Here is an 18,167-nt window from a genome sequence, read left to right as displayed (position 1 = left end):
CATGACCGACTACACGACGATCGACTTCTCCGAACTGCTCGCGCTCAGCGCCGACGAGGTCGTGACGCACGCCTTCGTGCGCGACATCCCCCTCGCCTCGGGCAAGACGCTCGCACTCGTCACGCTCGACAACGGGCGCGATCACACGCGGCCCAACACGCTCGGCCCGGCAACGCTGCTCGAGCTCGACGGCGTTGTCGACGCCCAACGTGCCCGCGCCGCCGCCGGCGAGATCGACGGGTTGGCCATCACAGGCAAGCCGTTCATCCTGGCCGCCGGTGCCGACCTGTCGAAGGTGAGTGAGATCCCCTCGAAGAAGGTCGCGAAGCAGCTCGCGCAACTCGGGCACCACGTGCTCGGCAAACTGGGCGATCTGGGCGTTCCCACGTTCGTGTTCATCAACGGGCTCGCGCTCGGCGGCGGGCTCGAGATCGGCTTGAACGCCACCTACCGCACCATCGACGCCGCGACCCCGGCCGTCGCACTGCCCGAAGTGTTCCTCGGAATCATCCCGGGCTGGGGCGGCGCCTACCTGTTGCCCAACCTCATCGGCATCGAGAACGCCCTCAAGGTGGTCGTCGAGAACCCGCTCAAGACCAACCGGATGCTGAAGGCCCAGCAGGTCTTCGACCTCGGCATCGCGGACGCCATCTTCCCGTCGGCCAGCTACCTCGAATCCTCGCTCGCGTGGGCGGATGGCGTGCTGTCCGGCCGCATCAAGGTCGTCCGCAAGAACGAACCCGGCAAGGTCGAGCGACTCGTCAAGTGGGATGCCGCCATCGGCATCGCCCGCAAGATGCTCGAGTCGAAGATCGGCACCGTGCCGAAGTCGCCCTATGCCGCGCTCGATCTGCTGAAGGCCGCCAAGAGCGGGTCGAAGGCCGACGGGTTCGCGCGCGAAGACGAGGCGCTCTCCGAACTCATCTCGGGCGACCAGTTCCAGGCGAGCATCTACGCGTTCAACCTCGTGCAGAAGCGGGCCAAGCATCCGGCCGGCGCGCCCGACAAGAAGCTCGCCCAGCGTGTGACGAAGGTCGGCGTGATCGGAGCGGGTCTCATGGCCAGCCAGTTCGCGCTGCTGTTCGTGCGGCGCCTGCAGGTGCCCGTCGTCATCACCGACCTCGACCAGGCCCGTGTCGACAAGGGCATCGCCTACATCCGCGACGAGATCGATGGGCTGCTCACCAAGGGACGCATCGGCAACGACGAGGCCAACCGATTGAAGGCGCTCGTGACGGGCACCACGTCGAAGGCCGATTTCGCCGACTGCGACTGGGTCATCGAGGCCGTCTTCGAAGAGCTGGGTGTCAAGCAAGATGTCTTCGCCGACGTCGAGCAGTACATCTCCGACACCGCGATTCTCGCGACCAACACCTCATCGCTGTCGGTGGAGCAGATCGGCTCGAAGCTCAAGCATCCCGAACGGGTCGTCGGCTTCCACTTCTTCAACCCGGTCGCCGTCATGCCCCTCATCGAGGTCGTGCGCACGCCGCACACCACCGACGAGGCATTGGCGACCGCCATGGTGACGGCCGCCAACCTGAAGAAGAACGCGGTCATCACACGCGACACCCCGGGTTTCGTCGTCAACCGCATCCTCGCCAAGCTGCTCGGCGAGGCCATGCACGCCGTCGACACGGGCACTCCCTTCGACGTGGTCAACCACGCGCTCGACGACTTCGGCCTGCCGATGTCGCCGTTCGAGCTGCTCGAACTCGTCGGACTCACGGTGGGCGCACACGTGCTCGACACCCACCACGCCGCGTTCCCCGAGCGCTTCTTCGACAGCCCCAATCTGCACCGCCTCGCCGAACACGGCAAGATCTTCGAGCGCGACGGCAAGGGCAAGATCACGGGCTTCGACAAGAAGGCCGTGAAGATCGTCTCGGGCGGCACGACACCTCAGACGGGTGAGGAGATCCGTCGCCGGGTCGAGGACGGCCTGGCCGACGAGATTCACCGCATGCTCGAGGATGGCGTCGTGCACGCTCCCGAAGACATCGACCTGTGCCTTATCCTCGGCGCCGGCTGGCCGTTCCACATGGGCGGCGCGACGCCGTACCTCGACCGCGTGGGTGCCTCGGAGCGGGTCTTCGACGATACGTTCCACCACCCGCCCATCGTCGGCGTCGAGTAGCGCTCGGCGCGGCCACACGCTGAAGGCCCCCTGTCTCACGAGAGGGGGCCTTCAGTGTTCTGCGCGTTCTGCGCGTTCTGCGTGCGGTCTTACAGCTGTTCGGCGTCTCCGTCGGCCTTCGTCGTGCGGCCGGGAACGGCGTGTTGCTCCTCGTCGGATTCGCCGCCCAGCGAAGGCTCGTCTCCCTCATTCGCAAGGGGCCGCGCCACGGGGATGCGGCTGCCGAGCACCTGGTCGACCACATCACGCGCGATCTGCTGGGCCGTCAGCCCGGCGTCCGTGAGGATCTGGTCGCGCGAGGCGTGGTCGATGAACTCATCGGGCACACCCAGCTCGTCCACGGCCGTGTCGACTCCGGCCGCACGCAGGTCCTGCCGAATACGCGTACCCACGCCGCCGACTCGGATGCCGTCCTCGATCGTGATGACCAGTCGGTGTTCGCGCGCCAAGTCGATCACGCTCTGCGCCACAGGAACGACCCAGCGCGGGTCGATGACCGTCGCGCCGATGCCCTGCGCCTGCAGCCGCTCGGCCACGTCCACACCCATGGCGGCCATCGGGCCGACCGTGATGATCAACACGTCGTTGCGCTCGCTCTCGACGAGCACCTCCACGCCGTCGTCGAAACGTCGGATGGCGGGCAATTCGGGGTTGACCGAGCCCTTCGGGAACCGCAGCACGGTGGGCGCGTCCTCGACGCGCACGGCCTCGGCGAGTTCTTCGCGGAGACGCTCGGCATCGCGGGGTGCGGCGATTCGGATGTGGGGCACGACCTGCAGGATGGCGAGGTCCCAGATGCCGTGGTGGCTCGGGCCGTCGGGGCCGGTGACCCCGGCGCGATCGAGCACGAATGTGACGCCGGCTTTGTGCAGCGCGACATCCATCAGGATCTGGTCGAAGGCGCGGTTGACGAACGTGGCGTAGAGCGCGACGACGGGGTGCAATCCCCCGAAGGCCAGACCGGCGGCGGATGTCGCGGCGTGCTGTTCGGCGATGCCTACGTCGTGCACGCGCTTCGGGAACCGCTCGGCCATGCGGTGCAAACCCGTCGGGCGCAGCATGGCGGCCGTGATGCCCACGATCTTGTCGTTGCGCTCGGCCTCGTGCACGAGGGCGTCGCTGAAGATGCCCGTCCACGAGTCGCCCTCGGATGCGGTGACGGGCTCACCCGTGATCGGGTCGATCTTGCCGACGGCGTGGAACTGGTCGGCGACGTCGTCGACGGCGGGGCCGTAGCCCTTACCCTTCTGCGTGATGGCGTGCACGATGACGGGCGCGTTGTGTTCGCGCGCCTGCGTGAGCGCCTCCTGCATGGCGTCGACGTCGTGCCCGTCGACCGGACCGATGTACTTGATGTCGAGGTTGGAGTAGAGCGCCTCGTTGTCGGTGAAGCGGCTGAGGAACCCGTGCAGGCCACCGCGCACACCGCGATAGAAGGCGCGTGCCGGCGAGCCGAGCCGCGAGAATGCCTTCTCGCTCGACTTCTGCAGCGTCGTGTACATGGGACGCGTGCGCACGTTGCTGAGGAACTTGGCCATGCCGCCGATGGTGGGCGCGTAGGAGCGGCCGTTGTCGTTGACGACGATGACGAGGCGACGCGTGTTGTCGTCGCTGATGTTGTTCAGGGCTTCCCAGGTCATGCCGCCCGTGAGGGCCCCGTCGCCCACGACCGCGACGACGGCCCGGTCGTGCTGGCCCGTCATGTCGTAGGCGCGCGAGATGCCGTCGGCCCAGCTGAGCGATGACGACGCGTGAGAGGACTCGACGATGTCGTGCGGCGACTCGGAGCGCTGCGGATACCCCGCGAGGCCCCCGCGTTGGCGGAGGCCCGCGAAGTCTTGCCGACCGGTGAGCAGCTTGTGCACGTAGCTCTGGTGACCGGTGTCGAACACGATCGAGTCGCGGGGGGACTCGAACACTCGGTGGATCGCGATCGTGAGTTCGATCACACCGAGGTTCGGCCCCAAGTGCCCGCCCGTCCGCGACACCTCGCTGACGAGGAAGTCGCGGATCTCTTGGGCGAGCTGCACCAGCTGCTCGCTCGAGAGGCCATCGAGATCACGGGGACCATGGATGTTCTCGAGAAGGCTCATAGATGCGAGTCTAGCTCTGCTAGCTAGGCGACCAATGAGCGCAACACGTACTGCAGGATTCCACCGTTGCGGTAGTAATCTGCCTCACCGGGCGTGTCGATGCGGACGACGGCGTCGAACTCGATCGGGGTGCGCGCGGCATCCGATTCGTTGCTCGGCGTGGCGACCACGTGGACGGTCTTCGGCGTGTGGCCCTCGTTGAGCTCTTCGATGCCCGTGATCGAAACGACCTCGGTTCCGTCGAGCCCCAGGCTCTCGGCCGTCTCGCCCGCGGGGAACTGCAGGGGCACGACGCCCATTCCGATGAGGTTGGAGCGGTGGATGCGCTCGAAGCTCTCGGCGATGACGGCGCGCACACCGAGCAGCGAGGTGCCCTTCGCCGCCCAGTCACGCGAGGAACCCGAGCCGTACTCCTTGCCCGCGAAGATCACGAGCGGGGTGCCGGCGGCCTGGTAGTTCTCGGACGCGTCGTAGATGAACGACTGCGGGGCGCCTTCCTGCGTGAAGTCACGGGTGTAGCCACCCTCGACGCCGTCGAGCAGCTGGTTGCGCAGGCGGATGTTCGCGAAGGTTCCGCGAATCATGACCTCGTGGTTTCCGCGACGCGAGCCGTAGGAGTTGAAGTCCTTACGGTCGACGCCGTTGGCAGCCAGGTAGTGGCCGGCGGGGCTGTCGGCCTTGATCTGGCCGGCGGGGCTGATGTGGTCGGTCGTGACCGAGTCGCCCAGCTTGGCCAAAACGCGCGCACCCGTGATGTCGGTGACCGGGGTGGTCTCGAGCGTCATGCCGTCGAAGTATGGGGGCTTCCGCACGTAGGTGGAGGTTTCATCCCACTCGAACGTGGCGCCCGTGGGCGTCGGCAGCGAACGCCAGCGCTCGTCACCCTCGAAGACACCCGCGTACTCGTGGGTGAACATCTCGGTGTCGATGGAGGAGTCAATGGTCGACTGAACCTCGGCGGCGTCGGGCCAGATGTCCTTCAGGAAGACGTCGTTGCCGTTCTCGTCGAGGCCGAGCGCGTCGGTCTCGAAGTCGAAGTTCATGGTGCCGGCGAGGGCGTAGGCGATGACGAGCGGCGGGCTGGCCAGGTAGTTCATCTTCACGTCGGGGTTGATGCGACCCTCGAAGTTGCGGTTTCCGCTCAGCACGGCCGTGACGGCCAGGTCGTTCTTCTGAACGGCCTCTGACACCTCTTCGGGCAGCGGGCCCGAGTTGCCGATGCAGGTGGTGCAGCCGTAGCCGACGAGGTAGAAGCCGAGGTCTTCGAGGTAGCCCGTGAGGCCGGCCTTCTCGTAGTAGTCGGTGACGACCTTCGAGCCGGGCGCCAGCGTGGTCTTGACCCATGGCTTGGCCTTCAGGCCCTTCTTGCTGGCGTTGCGGGCGAGCAGCCCGGCCGCGAGCATGACCGACGGGTTGGACGTGTTGGTGCACGACGTGATGGCCGCGATGGCCACGGCACCGTGGTCGATGGTGACGTCGTCGCCCGAGGCGAGCGTGATCTCGGTGGGCTTCGTCACCGTCCGGGGTGCCGTGCTCTGGTGCTCGTGGTGGTGGTGCGACTCGTCGTCGCCCGGCTGCAATTCGCCGGGGTCGGAGGCGGGGAACGACTGCGCGACGGTCAGGTCGACGATGTCGTGCTCCACCGTTGCGTAGTTGTTGAGGTCGACCGCGAACTGGCTCTTGGCCTCGGACAGCTCGATGCGGTCCTGCGGACGCTTCGGGCCGGCGATCGACGGGACGACCGTCGCGAGGTCGAGCTCGAGGTATTCGCTGAAGACGGGCTCGACCGACGGGTCGTGCCACAGCGTCTGTTCCTTGGCGTAGGCCTCGACCAGCGCGACCTGCTCGTCGCTGCGACCCGTGAGGCGCAGGTAGTCGAGCGTGACGTCGTCGATGGGGAACATGGCCGCGGTGGAACCGAACTCGGGGCTCATGTTGCCGATGGTGGCGCGGTTGGCGAGCGGCACGGCACCCACACCCGAGCCGTAGAACTCGACGAACTTGCCGACGACACCGTGCTTGCGCAGCATCTCGGTGATCGTGAGGACGACGTCGGTGGCCGTGACACCGGTGGGGATGGTGCCCGAGAGCTTGAAACCGACGACCTTCGGAATGAGCATGGACACGGGCTGGCCGAGCATGGCCGCCTCGGCCTCGATGCCGCCGACGCCCCAGCCCAGCACGCCCAGGCCGTTGACCATGGTGGTGTGCGAGTCGGTGCCGACACAGGTGTCGGGGTAGGCCTGCAGCGCGCCGCCGACCTCACGCGTCATGGTGACGCGCGCCAGGTATTCGATGTTGACCTGGTGGACGATGCCCGTTCCGGGCGGGACGACCTTGAAGTCGTCGAACGCGGTCTGGCCCCAGCGAAGGAACTGGTAGCGCTCACCGTTGCGCTCGTACTCGATCTCGACGTTGCGCTCGAAGGCATTGGGCTGACCGAAGAGGTCGGCGATGACCGAGTGGTCGATGACGAGCTCGGCGGGGGCGAGCGGGTTGATCTTGGTGGGGTCGCCGCCCAGAGCCGAGACGGCCTCGCGCATGGTGGCGAGGTCGACGATGCAGGGCACACCGGTGAAGTCCTGCATGACCACGCGGGCCGGGCTGAACTGGATCTCGGTGTCGGGCTCGGATGCGGGGTTCCACTCGGAGATGGCCTCGATCTGCGACCGCGTGACGTTCTTGCCGTCTTCGGTGCGGAGCAGGTTCTCGAGCAGGACCTTCAGGCTGAACGGGAGCTTCTCGTAACCGGCGACACTGTCGATTCGGAAGATCTCGTAGTCGGTTTCACCGACGGTGAGCTGTTGTTTGGCCCCAAAGCTGTTCACGGTTGACACTGTGCCTTCTCCTTCGTTGGCAGAGGCAAGTCGCACGCTTGCCGCTTGTCGATTCTCGGCCTCAGAAGGGGGGTAAGGCTAGCAAGGCGAGCCTAAGTGCTTCCGAGAGACGGCGATCGAACGTTGCCGTATTTATCTTGATGTCGAGATAATTCTAGCAGCGTGCGGCGGGGTGCGGCGTCAGGTGGGCGAACCCGGGCGATCGGGCGTGTCGGATGCTGCAGCATCCGTTTCGGGGGCGCGGTAAAGGCCGCGCACCACGAGCCAGCTGACGACGAGCAGCGGCGCATAGAGCGGGATGCCCATGAGTAGCTTCGTCGAGCCCAGCCATTCGACGTTGCCCGAGAAGTAGAGGGGCAGCTGCACGGCCAGGCGCAGGATGAAGAGGCCGGCCCAGGCCAGCGTGAGCCAACGGAGCGCACGTCGCTTGACGCGGTCTTGGCGCCAGGCGATACCGTCGTTCATGAGAAAACCGACGGCCAAGCCGATGAGCGGCCACCCGACGAGCACCGAGACGAGCAGAACGGCGCCATATGCGCCGTTCGTGAAGAACCCCAGGACGAAGTTGTCCTCGGGTTTATTGGTGATGAGCGCCAGTACGGCGGACAAGACGACACCGACGAGGCCACCCAGCGCCGCCGTCACCGGTGTCTTGCCGATGATGCGCAGGAGCGTGAGCAGGGCCGCGACACCGACCGAGACGCCCAGAGCCCAGGGAAGGCTCTGCGTGAAAGTGAAGACGAGGAGGAACAGCAGCCCCGGGACGATGGCCTCGATGATGCCGCGCACCCCACCCATGGCCTTCAACAGCGCCGCACCGGTCGGGCGCTCAGATTCCATGAGATCGCCGAGGCCCGCCTTACGGGCGGCACCGGCCAGGGAGGCACCGAGAACCGTGGCCGGTTCGGGAGCGCCCTCACCAACGGGTGCACCATTGTCAGCGGGCACTGGACGCTCGAGGGGCGCCGCCTGCTCGTCGGGCGACGTGCCGTAGCGGCCGACGGGGTGTTCGCCGCTTCCCTGGTGAGGATCGCTCATGCCGAGGTTCTACGCCTCCTGACCCGCACCGGCGGGCATCTTCAGCGGGATGAGGTCACGCGGGGGCATGGGGGTGTCGCCGCGCACGACGACCACGCTGCGGAAGAGCTCATCCACGAGGGCACTCTTCTCGGCATCCGTCGCACCGGCTCCGGCGATCACGCCGCGCAGGAACCACCGAGGACCGTCGACACCCACGAAACGGGCGATGCGTGTGGCCGCGGGCTGACCGGCGGGAACCTGGACCGGCACCTCGGCGACCAACTCGTAACCGAGACCGCCCTCGCGCTCGGTGACCGTGCCACCCTGCGAGCCGATCTGCTCGGCGATCTGCTCGCGGGTCTCGTTCCACAGGCCGATCGAGCGGGGGGCCGCGAAGGCCTGGATCTGCAGCGTCGACTCGGCGTAGTCGAGTCCCACCGCGACGATGCGTTTGGTCGATTCCTCGATCTCGAGGCGCAGGTTGAGACCTTCGCGCGGGAGGATCTTCACTCCCCCGAGGTCGATGTAGGGGCGCACGGCGTTGGCTTCGCTCTCGTCGAGCGGGCCTTCGGTGGCACGGTCGTCGGGCGCCGACTTCGTCGTGTCGAGAACCGTCTCTTCGTCGGTGGGAGCTTCGAGCGCGTCACCCGTCGCCGTCGTCACCTCGGACGACGCCTCGTCGACCGTCTCGATGGCGGTGTCGGGCTGTTCTTCGGGGTTCTTGCCTTTGCGCAGTTTCATACGTTCGCTCCAGTCGGTGTGTCAGAAGAAGTGGGGTCGGATGCCGCGGCGCTGTCGTAGCCCGTCGACCCGAAACCGCCGGCGCCGCGGGCACTGCCCGGCAACGTCTCGACGGGGACGAACGTGGCGCGAGAGACGGGCATGACGATGAGCTGCGCGATGCGGTCGCCGACTGCGATCTCGTAGGGCTCGCGCGCATCCGTGTTGAGCAGGGTGACCTTGATCTCGCCGCGATAACCGGCATCGACCGTGCCCGGCGCATTCACGATGGTGATGCCGTGCTTGGTGGCGAGACCGGAACGCGGCACGACGAAGGCGACGAAGCCGTCGGGCAGCGCGATGGAGACGCCCGTGCCGACCAGTCGGCGCTCGCCCGGCTCGAGAACCAGGTGCTCGCTGGACACCAGGTCGGCGCCCGCGTCACCCGGGTGGGCGTAGCGCGGAACCTCGGGGGCGATAATAAGAACGTCAACGCTTTCGGTCACAGATCGAGGGTAGTGCAGATCGATCAACGAAGTGAGTCATGTCCCCTTATCGCGAACGGCTCTGGCCGGCCCCCTGGATCTACATCTCGACGGCGCTCGTCATCCCCGCCAGCATCCTCGTCCTCGCCCCCATCTCATGGGTTGCCGGAGTCATCACGGCGGTCATTCTCTATGGCGGCATGACGACCATGTTCATCGTGGGGGCACCCACCATCAGCGTCGGTGACGGCGAGCTGCGCGCCGGCCGTGCCCGCATCAGCCTCGACCTCGTCGGGACTCCCAAGGCATTCACAGGAACCGAGGCCGCTTTACAGCGTGGTCGCAAGCTCGACGCTCGGGCCTACATGTTGTTCCGCGGATGGATTTCGGGGGTCGTGCGCATCCCCGTGCTCGACGAGAACGACCCGACGCCCTACTGGCTCGTGTCCACGCGGGAGCCACAAAAATTGGCCGCCGCGATCGAGGGATCGCGACGGCCAGAAAGCGTCTGAGCAGTTCGACTGCTTAGGCGGCGCACTCCACGCAGATCGCGCCGAGCTTGGTCTCGTGGTCGATGAGCGAGCGGTGCTTCACCAGGAAGCACTCCACGCACGTGAACTCGTCTGCCTGGGGCGGCAGCACGACGACATCGAGGTCGAGGTCGGAGAGGTCGGCGCCGGGAAGGTCGAAGCCACCCGGGTTGTCGGCGTCTTCGACGTCGACCGCACCAGACAGCTTGTCGGGGACACGCTCCTTCAGGGCCTCGATCGACTCAGAGTCGTCGTCGCTCTTTCGGGGTGCGTCATAATCCGTTGCCATTGTTTTCCACTTCTTTTCTCGTCCGCCGACCGTGTCCGGCGGCGATAGTTTGCATCAAAGATGAACGAATAGCAAACCAGTACTGGGCTCCCTGATTCGTCGCTGCATCCAACTCGCGGCACGCCCGCGTTATTCCCGGTCTACGGGGGTTCGGCGTGCGACCATCGAGTGAATTGATCTCAGCCTCGGAGGCACATGATTATGCAGGAACTGACTGTCATCGGCGTCGACGGCAATGCCATCGTCGCGAGCACCGACAACGGGGTGCAATTTCGACTCCCCGTCGACGAGTCCCTTCTCTCCCATGTGCGTCGCGCGCGGAAACAGGCAACGGGCGATGCCCCGAAGCTGAGCCCCCGCGAGATCCAGGCTCACATCCGCTCCGGCATGTCGGCCGAAGAGGTCGCGGATGTCACGGGCGCCGAGATCGACTACGTGCGCCGTTTCGAGGGCCCCATCGTCGCTGAACGCGAGCACATGGTTGCAGCCGCGCTCAGCGTTCCGGTGCTCGCGGCCATTGACCCCCGCGTCGACGACGAAGAACCTACGTTCGGTTCCGCCATCCGCGCCCGCCTCGAGAGCCTCGGCGCGAGCGACGAACGCTGGACGAGCTGGAAGGACGAGAACGGCTGGATCGTCAAGCTGTCGTTCACGGCCTCCGATGTCGAGCACGACGCCCGCTGGACTTTCGAACCCAAGAAGAACGCCCTCTCACCGCTCGGCGCCGAGGCCGTGACGCTGTCGCGTCAGGGTGCTCTGCCGGCCGAGGGGCTCATCCCCAAGCTGCGCGCCGTTGAACGTGAGTCCTCCTCACCCGATGACAGCCGGTTCGATAGCGGCGCCTTCACCTTCGTCCCCGCCGCCGCCGATCCCGACATCGACCTCAACGACACGGCCTCGCAGATCGAGATCGGCCCCGTGGATGTCGCGCCCCACCACCGCAGCTCGTCGAAGGCCGCGGATGCCGCGATCAACCGTGCCGAGGACCAGGGCGGGCCGTCGAACCAGACGGCCGATCTGCTCGAAGCCCTGCGCCGCCGCCGTGGCGAACGCGAATCGGCCGCCCGTGCGCCGCAGCCCGAAGCCTCGCCCGCTCCCGACGCCGGGCGCCCCTCCGTGCAGCCGTCCGGTGAACGTGGTTCCGCCCCCTTCGGCGGCTCGCCGTTCTCCGACTCCCCCTTCGCCGCCGGCGCCGCCAGCGCGTCGAACCCTTCGGGCCTGCGCGATGCGTCGCGCTCCGACGAGTCCCGTGAGCGTGCGAGCGGCGACCGCGGTCCGCGCAACGGTGAGGCCGAGGCCCACGACGATCACGGCCCGTTCCGCGGCCCCGTGCGCCCCGTCGACGTGCCGCTCGAGAACTTCGACACGCTCACGGGCGCGGCCTCCTCGAAGCGCTCAGACGACGACCAGAAGCCCCCGGCCATCACACCGGCTCGCGGGTCCAAGCGTGGCCGCACGGCCATGCCGTCGTGGGACGAGATCGTCTTCGGCGCTCGGACCGACGACGACTGAGAATCGCTGACGCCCGACATCCCGACGGCGCTCGTGATGCGACTGCCGCACCGCGGATGAGCCCGGTCCGCCGGGACATACTTCGCGGCGCTCTCTCGAATGATCGTGAGTGCTTACCCCGAATGCGCAATAACGCGTCGGCGTCGTTACTGTCCGAAGGCTCCGAAGCGGATGAACGGAACCGTCCGTTCCTCATCGGTCAGCGAACCGTGCTGGCCGATCATCCGTCGCGCCGCCTGATCGGCAGGCCGGGAGTCGTAGTAGGCGATGCGTTTGCGAGCCGCCACGATGACGTCGCCGATGCGCGGCAGAACCTCATCGTGCACCTCGCCGAAGAGTCCGCCGTCGACCGCCTCGTCCCGACTGAACACCCAGGCGCGCTCGCCCTCGGAGTCGCGCCAGACGTCCGCCAGGGATAGTCGATCGGATGCCGTCGCGCCGGGCTCGAGATAGAGATGCAGGCAGCGCGGCTCCCCGCCCACGTGCCGCACGCCCTCGACCAGTTCGGGTGCCTGATCGAACAGCACCTGCGACGTGTGCGGAACATCGAGCGAACCGTGATCGGCCGTCAGGAGCACGCCCACCCGCCGACCGACCGCCGCGACGAAACGTCGCATCTCGCCATCCAGCTCCTCGAGGGCCGCGGTCCAGCGATCAGACTCCCAGCCGTGCTGATGCGAGATCTTGTCGAGTTCGGGCACGTAGAGGTAGGTGAGCGAGCGGCTGTTCGACCGCGTCAGAGCGTCGGCGCGCTCGAACCGGGCGCGCAACGAGTCGGCGGGCTCATAGGTGGCACCGCGCAGGGTGGCCCGGGTGAAGCCCGAGCCCACGAACGAGGCGGGGCCGACGGCGAAGGCTGCGACATCCGCATCACCCGCCTGTTCGAAAACGGTGCGGCAGCGCTGCCACGTCTCCGGGTCCATGCCGGCATCCCAGCCCGTGAGACCGTTGACCAGTCGATCGCGCCGGGCGTCGAGCATGCGATAGCCCACGAGGCCGTGCTGCCCGGGATCGGCACCCGTCGTCAGCGACGTGAGCGCGGCCGCCGTGGTGGTCGGAAAGACCGTGCTGATCGTGCGATCGGGTGCCGAACGGAGAAAGCGCGCATAGCCCGACCGCGCGGCCAGCAAACGCGAGGCCAACCCGTCGACGACGACCACCACCACGTGATCGACGGCGGGCAGGCCCGACGGGTTGGCGACACCCCCGATCGCGGCCAGCGAATCCGGCAGCACACCGGTCAGGCTGCGCGGACGAACGGGCGGGATCGATACGATTGAAGCCACCGGGAAAGTCTGGCACATCCAGGCGAGAACCCTCCCGTCGCCCGCAACCGGACCAGCACCCAGGTCAGAAAACACGTATGCCCCGCAGCGATAAGAACGCCCCCGCCGCCCCGATCAACGAGCGCATCGAAGACGTCGACGTCTCGGCCGAGATGCAGGGGTCCTTCCTCGAGTACGCCTACTCGGTCATCTACTCGCGCGCGCTGCCCGACGCACGCGACGGACTCAAACCCGTGCAGCGCCGCATCCTCTATCAGATGACCGAGATGGGGCTGCGGCCCGACCGCGGGCACGTGAAGTCGGCCCGCGTGGTCGGCGAGGTGATGGGAAAGCTGCACCCGCATGGCGACAGCGCCATCTACGACGCCCTGGTGCGCCTGGCGCAGCCGTTCACGCTGCGCGTTCCGCTCGTCGACGGCCACGGCAACTTCGGCTCGCTCGACGATGGGCCGGCCGCCTCCCGCTACACCGAGGCGCGCCTCGAGGCCGCGGCCCTCTCCCTCACGGCCGACCTCGATGAGGACGTCGTCGACTTCGTGCCCAACTACGACAACCAGTTTCAACAGCCCGAGGTCCTCCCGGCGGCCTACCCGAACCTCCTCGTCAACGGCGCGAGCGGCATCGCGGTCGGCATGGCCACCAACATGGCGCCGCACAACCTGATCGAGGTCGTGGGGGCGGCACGCCACCTGCTCGAACATCCGGATGCTTCGCTCGACGATCTGATGGAGTTCGTGCCCGGCCCCGACCTGCCCACCGGCGGCACGATCGTCGGACTCGACGGCATCCGAGACGCCTATGCCACGGGCCGCGGAGCGTTCAAGACGCGAGCCCGCGTGCGCATCGAGGCCATCACGCCGCGCAAACAGGGCATTATCGTGACCGAGCTGCCCTACCTCGTCGGCCCCGAGAAGGTCATCGAGAAGATCAAAGACGGCGTCAACAACAAGAAGCTCTCGGGCATCTCCGACGTCACCGACCTCACCGACCGCACCAACGGCCTGCAGCTCGTCATCGGCATCAAGACGGGTTTCAGCCCCGAGGCCGTGCTCGAACAGCTCTACCGCTACACGCCGCTCGAGGACTCGTTCTCGATCAACAACGTCGCTCTCGTCGAGGGCGGACCGCGCACGCTGGGCCTGCGCGAACTGCTCGAGGTGTATGTGAAGCACCGCATCTCGGTGGTCACGCGTCGCTCGAAGTACCGCCTGGCGCGCCGCAAGGAACGCCTGCACCTCGTCGAGGGGTTGCTCATCGCGATCCTCGACATCGACGAAGTCATCCAGGTCATCCGTGCGTCGGATGACAGCGACCAGGCCCGCACGCGGCTGATCGATGTGTTCGACCTCAGCCAGGTGCAGGCCGAATACATCCTCGAACTGCGTCTGCGTCGGCTCACCAAGTTCTCGCGCATCGAACTCGAGGCCGAGCGCGACAAGCTGCTCGCCGAGATCGCCGAACTCGAAGAGATCCTCGGCAGCACTGCTCGTTTGCACGCGCTCGTGTCCGACGAACTCGAAGCCGTCGCCGAGCAGTTCGGCACGCCCAGACGCACGCTTCTGACGGCCGCCAAGCCGTCCATCGCGTCGGCCGGGTCGCGCAAGAATCAGCCCGTGCTCGAGCTCGCCGACACGCCCTGCCGCATCTACCTGAGCGCGACCGGCCGCATGGTGCGCGTCGACTACCCCGGTGAGGGTGGTCTCGAACCCGTCGCCGCTCCCCCGCGCCGCAGCAAACACGATGCGGTGCTCTCGATGCTCGAGACGTCGAGCCGCACCGAGGTGGGCGCCGTGACGAGCCTCGGCCGCCTCATCCGCTTCTCGCCGCTCGAGTTGCCCGTCGTGCCGCCCAACTCGGTGCAGTTGGGCGCCGGCGTTCGCATCGCCGACTACATCACGCTGCAGCCCAAGGAGCGCGTGCTGGCGGTCGTGGCCCTCGATTCGGCCAAACCGATCGCGCTCGGCACGCGCACCGGTGTGGTCAAACGTGTCACGCCGGGCGACTGGCCGAACAAACCCGAGTTCGAGATCATCCAGCTGAAGCCCAAGGACGTCGTCATCGCTGCGGCACCCTCGACCGACACGGATGAATTCGTGTTCGTCACGAGCGACGCCCAGCTCTTGCGGTTCGCCGCCTCCGCCGTCCGCCCGCAAGGGCGCACCGCGGGCGGCATGGCGGGAATCAAGCTCGGTGCCGGCGCTTCCGTCATCTCCTTCCACGTCGTGCGGACCGACGAGACGGCGCGGACCGTCGTCGCGACGGTCGCCGCGAACACCAGCGCGCTGGCGGGCACCGACCCGGGCAGCGGCAAGGTGAGCGCGTTCGACGAGTTCCCCGCCAAGGGGCGGGCGACCGGCGGTGTGCGGGCTCAACGCTTCCTGAAGGGTGAGGACGCGCTCGTCGTCGCCTGGGTCGGGCCCGAACCGGCCTTGGCCGTCGGCACCGACGGTGCCGTGCGCAAGCTCCCCGAGGCCCTGGCCAAGCGCGACGCGTCGGGTCAGTTCCTCGAGGGCGTCGTGGGCTACATCGGTTCGAGCATCGCGACACCGGCCGACGCCGTCGGAGCTCTCGCGGCCGGATCCGACCCCGTGCCGCTCACCGAAGCCGAGCGAGACGCCGCCGATTCCGCACCATCGGCACCCGGGGAGGCACCCGAGAGCGCCGTCGGCACAACCCTGACCGTCGACGGGGCCGACTCTGAAGGATCCGTCGAAGTAGCCCTCGACACGCCGTTGGCGGCTCCAGACATCCCGAGCGTGCCTGACGCCGGCGGCGAGTCGGACGACGCCGCCCTGTTCTAGGAGCGCTGCTAGAGGAGCGCTGTTCTTCGACCGCTGTTCTCCGAGCGCTGCTGGGGGCCGCCCACTTTCACGAGCGGGTGGCCCTCAGTGCCTGCTGAGCTGCCATGCCGACCGGCCCATCGGCGACCGGCTCCCGGCGGCACAGGGTCTCTCGCTCACCGCGGAACGGCTCGGAGTGCACCTTCGGCGGAGGGCGATACCGGCAGGCATGCCTCTCCCCGGCCGCACGCCCTCGCTAGACGTCGATGCTGTCGCGGCTCAAACGATCCGAGCTCTCGACGATGAACTCCTTGCGCGGCGCAACCTCGTTGCCCATGAGCAGCTCGAAGACCTTGCCCGCCATCTCGGCATCTTGCACCTGCACGCGTCGAAGCGTGCGGTTCGACCGGTCCATTGTCGTCGTCGCCAGCTGGTCGGCATCCATCTCGCCGAGACCTTTATAGCGCTGGATGGGTTCCTGGTAGCGCTTGTTGGTGCGCTTGAGCCCTGCCAATACCCCGGCCAGCTCGGCCTCGGAGTACGTGTAGATCGTCTCGTTGGGTTTCGAGCCCGGGTTCATCACGACGACACGGTGCAGCGGCGGCACGGCCGCGAACACCCGGCCCTCTTCGATCATGGGCCGCATATAACGGAAGAACAGCGTGAGCAGCAGCGTGCGGATGTGCGCACCGTCGACGTCGGCATCGCTCATCAGGATGACCTTGCCGTAACGCGCCTGCGAGATGTCGAAGGAGCGCCCCGACCCGGCGCCGAGCACCTGGATGATCGACGCGCATTCGTTGTTCGACAACATGTCCGACACGGATGCCTTCTGCACGTTGAGGATCTTGCCGCGGATGGGCAGGAGCGCCTGGAAGTTGCTGTCTCGTGCCAGCTTGGCCGTGCCGAGAGCCGAGTCGCCCTCGACGATGAAGAGTTCGCTGTGCGCCACATCGCTCGACCGGCAGTCGACGAGCTTGGCCGGAAGCGACGAGTTCTCGAGCGCGTTCTTGCGGCGCTGCGTCTCTTTGTGCGCGCGCGCCGACAGCCGCGACTTCATCTCGGCCACGACCTTGTCGAGCACGAGCGCCGTCTGCGCCTTGTCGTCGCGTTTCGGCGACGCGAACAGTTCTTTCATGGCCTTGGCCACGACACTCGAGACGATGCTGCGCACGGCGGGCGTGCCGAGCACCTCTTTGGTCTGCCCCTCGAACTGCGGTTCGGGCAGCCGGACGGTCAGCACGGCCGTGAGCCCCGCGAGCACATCGTCTTTTTCGACCTTGTCGTTGCCCGCCTTCAGACGACGGGCGTTGAGCTCGACCTGGGAGCGGACGAACTTGAGCAGCCCCTGGTCGAAGCCCGCCTGATGAGTGCCGCCCTTGGGCGTCGCAATGATGTTGACGAATGAACGCATGATCGTCTCGTAGCCCGTGCCCCAGCGCAGCGCGATGTCGACCTCGCAGCGACGCTCGACCTCGGTGGGCACCATTGCGCCGCCGTCGGTCAGAACCGGCACGGTCTCGGTGAATGTGCCGTCGCCCGTCAGGCGCCAGGTGTCGGTGATGGGTTGGTCTCCAGCGAGGTAGTCGACGAACTCGGAGATGCCGCCGTCGTAGCGGTACTCGGTGCGAATGGGCTCGTCGGCACGCTCGTCTTCGATGATGAGCGTGAGCCCCGGCACGAGGAACGCGGTCTGCTGAGCACGCGCCTGCAGGTCCTCGACGCTGAACGCGGCGCCCTTGGTGAAAATCTGTCGGTCGGCCCAATACCGGATGCGGGAGCCCGTCACGCCGCGCTTGACCTTGCCCACGACGCGCAACTCACTGCCGTTCTCGAACGGTGTGAACGGCGCATCGGGCGTCGGCTCGCCGTTGTCGGCGAAGATGCCCGGCTCGCCCCGGTGGAAGCTCATGGCGTAGGTCTTGCCGTTGCGGTCGACCTCGACGTCGAGGCGCTCGGACAACGCGTTGACGACGGATGCGCCGACACCGTGCAAACCGCCCGACGAGGCATAAGAACCCGAGCCGAACTTGCCACCCGCGTGCAGCTTGGTGAACACGACCTCGACGCCCGTCAAACCGGTCTTGGGCTCGATATCGACGGGGATGCCGCGAGCCGTGTCTCGCACCTCGACGCTGCCATCGGGGTAGAGGCGGATGTCGATGCGATCACCGTGGCCGCCGAGGGCCTCGTCGACCGAGTTGTCGATGATCTCCCACAGGCAGTGCATGAGGCCGCGCGAATCGGTGGAGCCGATGTACATTCCGGGCCGTTTGCGCACCGCTTCGAGACCTTCGAGGACCGAGAGATGGCGGGCGGAATAGTCGGAGTTCACAAGCGTTAACTCTACGTGGAACCACCGACGACCAATCCAATGACACCCGCGGTGGCGAAGATATCTACGCGTACAGCGAAATACCCCGCACGGCTCCATTCGTTCCCAGAAGCGCGTGGTTACATAGCAAGTACGCGAGACCA

The 18,167-nt window shown here is 67.0% G+C and carries 12 protein-coding genes; 4 read left to right on the top strand and 8 right to left on the bottom strand.

All coding sequences use genetic code 11. The features are described from left to right. Nucleotide 1 precedes the first annotated feature (1 nt). The gene (locus ACZ6IE_RS07130; protein ID WP_464607362.1) at nucleotides 2-2,137 is read left to right on the top strand and encodes a 3-hydroxyacyl-CoA dehydrogenase NAD-binding domain-containing protein; all 2,136 of its coding nucleotides are present in this window, start codon (nucleotides 2-4) and stop codon (nucleotides 2,135-2,137) included. Between the two features lie 89 nt (nucleotides 2,138-2,226). Here the strand turns inward: ACZ6IE_RS07130 and dxs are convergent, their stop codons facing one another. From dxs to dut, 5 genes are all read right to left on the bottom strand, one after another. Continuing rightward, nucleotides 2,227-4,230, bottom strand: a complete 2,004-nt coding sequence (gene dxs, locus ACZ6IE_RS07125) for a 1-deoxy-D-xylulose-5-phosphate synthase (RefSeq protein WP_464607361.1) — start codon at nucleotides 4,228-4,230, stop codon at nucleotides 2,227-2,229. 23 nt (nucleotides 4,231-4,253) lie between these two features. Continuing rightward, a complete protein-coding gene (acnA, locus tag ACZ6IE_RS07120) occupies nucleotides 4,254-7,067 on the bottom strand; it encodes an aconitate hydratase AcnA (protein WP_464607360.1) in 2,814 nt (937 codons plus the stop codon). Between the two features lie 180 nt (nucleotides 7,068-7,247). Further along, nucleotides 7,248-8,105: a DUF3159 domain-containing protein gene (locus ACZ6IE_RS07115; protein ID WP_464607359.1), complete on the bottom strand. Its 858-nt coding sequence runs from the start codon at nucleotides 8,103-8,105 to the stop codon at nucleotides 7,248-7,250. A gap of 9 nt (nucleotides 8,106-8,114) precedes the next feature. Continuing rightward, nucleotides 8,115-8,828, bottom strand: a complete 714-nt coding sequence (locus ACZ6IE_RS07110; protein ID WP_464607358.1) for a DUF3710 domain-containing protein — start codon at nucleotides 8,826-8,828, stop codon at nucleotides 8,115-8,117. After that, entirely contained in the window at nucleotides 8,825-9,313 is a 489-nt protein-coding gene (gene dut / locus ACZ6IE_RS07105) for a dUTP diphosphatase (RefSeq protein ID WP_464607357.1), read from the bottom strand. Before dut ends, ACZ6IE_RS07110 begins: the two co-directional genes overlap by 4 nt. 38 nt (nucleotides 9,314-9,351) lie before the next feature. Between dut and ACZ6IE_RS07100 the strand changes: the two genes are divergently transcribed. Next, nucleotides 9,352-9,804, top strand: a complete 453-nt coding sequence (locus ACZ6IE_RS07100) for a DUF3093 domain-containing protein (RefSeq protein ID WP_464607356.1) — start codon at nucleotides 9,352-9,354, stop codon at nucleotides 9,802-9,804. A gap of 13 nt (nucleotides 9,805-9,817) precedes the next feature. Here ACZ6IE_RS07100 and ACZ6IE_RS07095 read toward each other — a convergent pair whose 3' ends face one another. Further along, entirely contained in the window at nucleotides 9,818-10,111 is a 294-nt protein-coding gene (locus ACZ6IE_RS07095; protein WP_077053270.1) for a DUF4193 domain-containing protein, read from the bottom strand. 201 nt (nucleotides 10,112-10,312) lie between these two features. On the opposite strand from ACZ6IE_RS07095, the gene sepH reads away from it, so the two are divergent. After that, the gene (gene sepH, locus ACZ6IE_RS07090) at nucleotides 10,313-11,623 is read left to right on the top strand and encodes a septation protein SepH (protein WP_464607355.1); all 1,311 of its coding nucleotides are present in this window, start codon (nucleotides 10,313-10,315) and stop codon (nucleotides 11,621-11,623) included. A 146-nt stretch (nucleotides 11,624-11,769) separates the two neighbouring features. Here the strand turns inward: sepH and ACZ6IE_RS07085 are convergent, their stop codons facing one another. Then, nucleotides 11,770-12,909 (bottom strand): alkaline phosphatase family protein, encoded by a 1,140-nt coding sequence (locus tag ACZ6IE_RS07085; protein ID WP_464607354.1) that lies wholly within the window; start codon nucleotides 12,907-12,909, stop codon nucleotides 11,770-11,772. A 77-nt stretch (nucleotides 12,910-12,986) separates the two neighbouring features. On the opposite strand from ACZ6IE_RS07085, the gene ACZ6IE_RS07080 reads away from it, so the two are divergent. Next, nucleotides 12,987-15,710, top strand: a complete 2,724-nt coding sequence (locus ACZ6IE_RS07080) for a DNA gyrase/topoisomerase IV subunit A (RefSeq protein WP_464607353.1) — start codon at nucleotides 12,987-12,989, stop codon at nucleotides 15,708-15,710. Nucleotides 15,711-15,945: 235 nt separating this feature from the next. Here the strand turns inward: ACZ6IE_RS07080 and ACZ6IE_RS07075 are convergent, their stop codons facing one another. Then, a complete protein-coding gene (locus tag ACZ6IE_RS07075) occupies nucleotides 15,946-18,024 on the bottom strand; it encodes a DNA gyrase/topoisomerase IV subunit B (RefSeq protein WP_464607352.1) in 2,079 nt (692 codons plus the stop codon). Nucleotides 18,025-18,167 lie beyond the last annotated feature (143 nt).

This window comes from Okibacterium sp. AC114, assembly GCF_979253355.1.
The sequence above is the reverse complement of the archived record's forward strand: the minus strand, read 5'-3'. Positions and strand labels throughout refer to the sequence as shown.

Excerpts from the sequence above, each read along its gene's own strand:
- ACZ6IE_RS07110 (WP_464607358.1), bottom strand. The coding sequence starts at position 8,828 with ATGAAACTGCGCAAAGGCAAGAACCCCGAAGAACAGCCCGACACCGCC.
- ACZ6IE_RS07130 (WP_464607362.1), top strand. The coding sequence starts at position 2 with ATGACCGACTACACGACGATCGACTTCTCCGAACTGCTCGCGCTCAGC.
- dxs (WP_464607361.1), bottom strand. The coding sequence starts at position 4,230 with ATGAGCCTTCTCGAGAACATCCATGGTCCCCGTGATCTCGATGGCCTC.
- ACZ6IE_RS07115 (WP_464607359.1), bottom strand. The coding sequence starts at position 8,105 with ATGAGCGATCCTCACCAGGGAAGCGGCGAACACCCCGTCGGCCGCTAC.
- ACZ6IE_RS07095 (WP_077053270.1), bottom strand. The coding sequence starts at position 10,111 with ATGGCAACGGATTATGACGCACCCCGAAAGAGCGACGACGACTCTGAG.
- ACZ6IE_RS07100 (WP_464607356.1), top strand. The coding sequence starts at position 9,352 with ATGTCCCCTTATCGCGAACGGCTCTGGCCGGCCCCCTGGATCTACATC.
- sepH (WP_464607355.1), top strand. The coding sequence starts at position 10,313 with ATGCAGGAACTGACTGTCATCGGCGTCGACGGCAATGCCATCGTCGCG.
- ACZ6IE_RS07080 (WP_464607353.1), top strand. The coding sequence starts at position 12,987 with ATGCCCCGCAGCGATAAGAACGCCCCCGCCGCCCCGATCAACGAGCGC.